Source organism: Rhodoferax sp. GW821-FHT07F03 (genome assembly GCF_059418745.1).
Map to the genome: position 1 here is coordinate 25340 of NZ_JBWKQM010000024.1, position 6915 is coordinate 32254.

Annotated in this window: 4 protein-coding genes; all 4 read left to right on the forward strand. The window is 61.1% G+C overall.

The annotated features are described in order from the left end of the window. Position 1: 1 nt before the first annotated feature. Positions 2-1693, forward strand: a complete 1692-nt coding sequence (locus AC07R0_RS25470) for a tannase/feruloyl esterase family alpha/beta hydrolase (RefSeq protein ID WP_495106992.1) — start codon at positions 2-4, stop codon at positions 1691-1693. 49 nt (positions 1694-1742) lie between these two features. Next, on the forward strand, positions 1743-2210 hold the full coding sequence (locus AC07R0_RS25475) for a MarR family winged helix-turn-helix transcriptional regulator (protein WP_495097213.1): 468 nt from the start codon (positions 1743-1745) through the stop codon (positions 2208-2210). A gap of 164 nt (positions 2211-2374) precedes the next feature. After that, positions 2375-2686 carry a winged helix-turn-helix transcriptional regulator gene (locus AC07R0_RS25480; RefSeq protein WP_490590074.1) on the forward strand — a complete coding sequence of 104 codons (312 nt, stop codon included), beginning with the start codon at positions 2375-2377 and terminating at the stop codon, positions 2684-2686. 252 nt (positions 2687-2938) lie between these two features. Further along, positions 2939-6915: beta strand repeat-containing protein (locus AC07R0_RS25485; protein WP_495106993.1), on the forward strand; the 3977-nt coding region annotated here is incomplete at its 3' end.

Here is a 6915-nt window from a genome sequence, read left to right on the forward strand (position 1 = left end):
AATGCACATCCGTTTACTGGCGATGTCGGCCCTGCCCGCCGCGCTGCTAGGGGCCTGCGGCGGCTCGGACGGCGGCTTGCCGCAGCTCTCCGCCGCCACGCCGGCCTCGCTGCTGTCCTGCACCGACCTGGCCAGCAAGATCAGTTTTGCCAACACCACCATCACCGCCGCCAACGCCATCGCCGCCGGCACACTGACGGTGGCCGGCACGCCCGTGCCCGCGCACTGCCAGATCACCGGCACAATGAACCAGCGCGTCAGCGCCGTGGACGGCAACAGCTACGCCATCGGCTTCGAGATGCGCCTGCCCAACGCCTGGAACGGCCGCTTCTTCTACCAAGCCAATGGCGGCATCGACGGCAATGTGCTGACGGCCATCGGGAATGTCGACGGCGAGAACAGTGGCGGCCCGAACAACGCCTTGAACATGGGCTTCGCGGTGATCAGCTCCGACGCCGGCCATGCCGCCGCCCTTGGAGCGAATTTCGGTATCGACCCGCAGGCCCGGCTGGACTATGGTTACCAGGCCGCCGCCACGCTCACGCCCATGGCCAAGAGCGCCATCAAGACCGCCTACGGCAAGGGGCCGGACCGCTCCTACTTCGGCGGCTGCTCCAACGGCGGGCGCCACACCATGGTGGCCGCCACGCGCGAACCCGAGGAATACGACGGCTACCTGGTTGGCGACCCCGGCTTCCGCCTGCCGCTGGCGGCCATCGCCAACATCGCCGGCGCACAAGCCTATGCCACGGTGGCGACCAGCAGCTCTGACCTATCCACCGCCTTCACCACTGCGGAGCGGGCCGTGGTCTCCAACGCTGTGCTAGCGAAATGCGATGCCCTGGATGGTGTGACTGACGGTCTGGTGCAAAACACCACAGCCTGCCAGGCCGCCTTCAGTCTGAACACCGATGTGCCCACCTGCAGCGGCAGCCGCGACGGCACCTGCCTGTCGGCCGCACAAAAGACCGTGGTGTCCAAACTGTTTTCGGGCGCCACCACCAGCAGCGGCGCACGCATCTATTCCACCTGGCCCTTCGATGCAGGCCTGGCCACTAGCAACTTTGCCTTCTGGAAGTTCACCTCGCCGCTGGTACTGGACTCTGGCGGCGCAGGCTTGATCTGGCCCACACCGCCGGAAGACGCGGCCACCTTCAATGGCCCCGTATTCGCGCTCACCGGCAATGTGGACACGATGCTGTCCCGTGTGGGCGCAACCAATGCCACCTATACCGAGAGCGCACTCTCGTTTATGCAGCCGGTGAACCCCAGCAATCTGTCCAAGCTGCGCGACCGCGGCGCCAAGATGATGGTCTACCATGGCACCAGCGACCCCATCTTCTCCAGCGACGACACCACCACCTGGTATGAATCGCTGCGCGCCGCCAACGGCGGTAACGCTGCCAGCTTCGCACGCTTCTACCGCGTGCCCGGCATGAACCACTGCTCAGGCGGACCGTCCACCGACCAGTTCGACATGCTGACCCCGCTGGTCAACTGGGTGGAAAAGGGCCAGGCGCCCGACAGCGTGGTCGCCAATGCGCGCGGCGCCGGCAATGCCGTCGCAGTCAATGCCGACGTGCCCAGCGGTTGGTCCGCCAGCCGCAGCCGGCCGCTGTGCGTCTATCCCAAAGTTGCCACCTACAACGGCACCGGAGACATAGAAAGCGCCGCCAGCTTCAGCTGCAAATAAGGACCGCACCCGCTCCGGGCATGCTCGGAGCGGGTGGCAAAATAGTGCCATGACCGCAACCAGCCCGCGCACTCCCCCACAGGCCGTCCACAGCATAGACACCAGCTCGCTGGAGGGTCTGGTGGGCTACAACGCCCGGCGGGCTTCGCTCTTCATCGTGGACATCATCCGCGAGCACATCGCCAGCCATGATCTGCGCATCGTGGACCTGTCCATACTGCTGCTGGTGGCGCACAACCCCGGCATCACCTCGCGCCAGCTCTCCAGCGTGCTGGACATCCTGCCACCCAACCTGGTGGGCATGCTCAACACCATAGAAAAGCGCGGTTTGATCGAGCGCAAACCCCACCCCATGGACGGCCGCGCTATGGGTTTGCATGTCACCGACAGCGGCGCTGAACTGGCCACACAAGTCGAATCCGAGGTGGGCCAGCTGGAAATCGAAGCCACCTCCCACCTGACAGCAACCGAGCGCAAAACGCTGATACGCCTGCTGCAAAAAATCTACCGCCGCTAATTCCCTCGCCCCATTTTGGGGAACAGTGCAGACACTTCCTGCTTACAATGCTATTAAACTAGTAGCAAAATAGGTTTTTTGCGTTATAGTCGTGGCGCCGCCTGGGCGTGCGCCCCCAGGCCCGCCAGACTTCCCACCGCACATTGTCCCGAGGAGAACACCATATGAGTTCCAAAGAAAACGTCGCCGTCCACCAACTGCTGGCCCTGCTGGAGTCCCGCTACGCCATTCGCGTGCTGTGGGCTCTGCGCGACGGCCACGCCCAGACATTCCGCCTGCTGCAGGACAGCGTCGGCGGCGTCACCCCCAACACCCTGAACACCCGCCTGAAAGAGCTGCGCGAAGCCGACCTGCTGACCCATGGCTCCGATGGCTACAGCGTCACCCCCACCGGTGCCGACCTGCTCAAACGCCTCAGCGACCTGCAAGCCTTTGCCGGCAAATGGTCTGTCGCCCAGGCGAAAAAAGTCAAATAGAACGAGCGTTTTTTAGTCACTTGTGAGTAGGCAAGTGACCCATGTCAAAAATTGATAGCCCAAATATTGGCAAGATAAACAGGGAGTAGAGGCAAGGATGACACCATCATGCAACAGCAACCGTTTTCTCAGTTTTGGGCACTCGTAGATCATTCTTTAGCCCCCGATGCTCCGAACCGCCTTCCATCAACGGAAGCCCGAGCACAGCCAGTAAAGTCGGGTAGGCTCTTTGGCAAGACGCATTGCCAAGGGTTGGCGGCTCTGCTCACAACCCTGCTCTTCCATGACCCCGGCCAGGCCGAACCGGCGGGCGGCAATATAACCTCCGGCACTGGCAGCATCAGCCAAGCTGGCCTCAACACTACGATCAGCCAAGGCAGCCAACGCCTGGCGATCGACTGGTCCAGCTTTGGCATTCGGGCCAATGAAACCGTACGTTTCATACAACCCAATGCCCAGGCCATTGCACTAAACCGCGTTACCGGCAAGGAATCAACCAGTATTCTGGGTAGCCTGATAGCCAATGGGAACGTGTTCATTCTGAACCCGAATGGCGTACTTATCGGGGCTAGTGCGCAAGTCAACGTCGGGGGGCTGGTCGCCAGCACCTTGAATATCAGTAATGCCGACTTTGAAGCCGGTTTGTACAACCTGGCGGGCAACAATACGGCAGGCGTGGTGAACCGTGGAGCCATCACCGTGCCTGCAGGTGGCAAGGTTGCGCTGATTGCTCCAAGTGTCACGAACACGGGGCAGATCAACGCGCCACAGGGCGACGTGCTGCTGGCGGCCGCTAACGGCGTCAATCTGAAACTGGTTGACGGCAGCCCTCTTGGCTATGTTCTCACCCAGGGTGCCGCTCAAGCCCTGGTAGACAACGGCGGCATGGTTTTGGCCGACGGAGGCCGGGTAGTACTGACGGCCAAGGGGCTTGAAGGATTGAACAACGCCGTCATCAACCACAGCGGCATCATCCAGGCCAGGACCGTGTCACATCGCAACGGCAGCATCGAGCTTCTGGGCGACGAGGGAACCACCACGCAAGTCAGCGGTACATTGGATGCAAGCGACCAAAACTCCGGCGATAGTGGCGGTACGGTGAAAGTGCTGGGGCAAAAAGTTGGCCTGTTTGATGACGCACACATTATTGCCAGCGGCCCGGCGGGCGGTGGTACGGTGCTGGTTGGTGGCAATCAGCAAGGACTAGGCCCCGAACCCAACTCCAACGCAACCTATATGGCCCCCACAGCCAGTATCGACGCCAGCGCGACACTGGCTGGCGATGGCGGCAAAGTGGTCGTATGGGGCACCGATGTGGCCAACGTCTACGGCAACATCCGGGCTATGGGTGGCACGCAAAGCGGCAATGGAGGTGCCATCGAAACCTCCGGGCACGCACTGGATACCAACGGCATTTCAGTCGATGTCTCTGCCGCGCAAGGCCAAGGCGGATTGTGGTTGCTGGACCCCTACAACGTCACCATATCCAGTGCCGCGCAAACGGGCGGTGCCTTCAGCAGCAACGTCTGGGCTCCCTCAGCATCGGGTTCGACAGTCAACACCACCAATATCCAGACCATACTCAACAGCGGCGGCAACGTGACCATCACGACCACCGCCGCAGGAGGAGCCCAAGAAGGCAATATCGCCATCAACGGAAACATTGTGAAAAGTGCTGGCTCAGCCTCAACTTTGACACTGATTGCCGATGGCCGCATTACCAGCAATGGCACCTCGGGGGCACACCGCAGCATCAGCAGCACCAGTGGCACACTGAATGTATCCATGACTGCGAACGCCACGAGCACGGCCGCCGCCAACAATGGGCTAAAACTACAGTACCTCGATGTAACAGCCAATGGCGGCAACATCAGCCTGACCGCCAGTGGCGCACAAAACGGCACGGCCTCGGCCCTGCAATATTTGAACGGCGCCTTGACCACCAGTGGCAGTGGCACCATCAGCATCGTGGGCACCATGCCCAGCAACGGTAATTCACAGGGAGTGGTCATGAACTCCGCCACCCTGACTACGGCCAGCGGAGCTATTTTGGTCCAGGGCACCAGTGGCGGCACCGGCACCATTACGGGCGTCAATGGCAATGGCGCCTCGCTTATGAGTACAAACAATACTGCAGTCAAGCTGACGGGCAGCAATACCTTGCAGAGCACCTCAGGCGGGAGCATCACACTCACGGGTACTGCGACCGGTGCTGTAAGCACCTGGGCCGGCGGCGGCGTGGAAATTAGTGCCGGAGACTCCATTTCCACCACGGGTGCCGTAACCATCACGGGTAATGCCTCTAACCCGGTATCGACCACTTATAGAAACCAGTTGTCTACCGTTAATTTTGCGGGCAACACCAGCACAGCGATCAATATCACCGGGGGCACGGTGACTATCTCGGGCGTCAACACCACCGTGGGCCAAGTTGGCACTACCAGCAACAGCAATGCCGCCCTGAAGTTGGCCGGAAAAATCAACATCACATCCACCACGGGCGCCATCAACCTCACCGGCTCCAACGCCGGTGGCGACGGCTTGTGGGGCTCCGGTACGGCCAATAGCACCGTCTCTATCTCCGCACCGGTGACCAGCTCAGTCAACATCAATGCAGCCGCGCTAGATTCCGTCAATGGATATACCGGCTTCTATGTGGGGGGCAATGCAACCCTGGCTTTTTTGACCGCGGCGCCTGTCAACCTGGCTTCCCAGACTGCAGAAACCTCCACCCACAATTCCGTCTGGAACAAGGGCTTCATCAGCACTCCTGGCAACCTAGCCATCACGTCCACCGCTGGCGCCATTTCAGATGATGCGGCTTCCAGTGCCGGTGTTTTCTCCAATGTCGGAGGCACCACCAGCATCACCAGCACCGGTGGCGGCAACACTATCAGCCTGACCAATGCCAGCAACAAATTCACAGGCGCTGTTTCGTTGAGCGCTGGCGCCACCAGCTTGGTCAACAGTACCGCCTTGTCGCTAGGGACCAGTAGCATTACTGGCGCACTGTCGCTGACGGCACCAGGTATCACGCAAACCGGCGCCCTCTCCGTCAGTGGAGCAACCACCCTGAATGGCGGTGGCGCGGCCATCAACTTGGCAAACACGGGCAATAACTTCAACACGCTCTCGGCCAGCAACGCCGCAGGAGTGACCGTAGTAGACAGCAATGCACTGGGCGTAACAGGCATTGCTTCCACTGGTGCAGCACAACTGACCACACTTACGCAAAATTTAACCACCAGCGGCAACATCGCCGTCAGCAATGGAAATCTGACGCTGACAGCGGGCTCCAGTACCGCACGCGGTACAAGTACAGGTGGCGATGTCATTAACAACGCCACGCTCACCGTGGATTCCGGCAGAAAAATCTATGTCTACAGCGGTTCGCTTGCCTCCACAAGTCTCGGCGGGTCACTGGCCACACAAGCCGCGGCGGGTAGCGGTAACTTTCGCTACAACAAGCAGGCAGGCGATGCTCCGGGTGCTAGCACCGTAGGAGATGGCACAACCTATGTGCTGTACCGTGAACAACCCACGATCACGATCACACCCACCGACCCCAGCAAGGTATATGACAAGAATGCCGCGACAGACCCCAGCCTGGGATATGCCATATCCGGCCAGGCCAACGGTGACACAGCCAGCCAAATCCTGACAGGAAGCCTGGCACGCAGCACGGGGCAAAACGTCGGCAGCTACAGCATTAGCCAGGGCACCCTGGCAGATCAACTGGGCTACCAAACCAGTTTCGCCACAGGACATAGCATGTCCATCACCCCGGCCACCGTCAGCGTCAGTGGCGCCGGCGCCACCTCCAAGACCTATGACGGCACCACCACCGCCAGCGTCAGCGGCGGCACGCTCAGCGGTGTCATCAGTGGTGATACCGTGACGCTGAGCCAGAGTGGCAGCTTCGATACCAAGAATGTGGGCACCGCCAAGACCGTCACTGAAACCTTCGGCATCGGCGGCAGTGCCGCCGGCAACTATGTGCTGGCCAGTTCCACCGCTACCACCACCGCCGACATCACCCCGGCCACCGTCAGCGTCAGTGGCGCCGGCGCCGCCTCCAAGACCTATGACGGCACCACCACCGCCAGCGTCAGCGGCGGCACGCTCAGCGGTGTCGTCAGCGGCGACACCGTAACGCTGAGCCAGAGTGGCAGCTTCGATACCAAGAATGTGGGCACCGCCAAGACCGTCACTGAAACCTTCGGCATCGG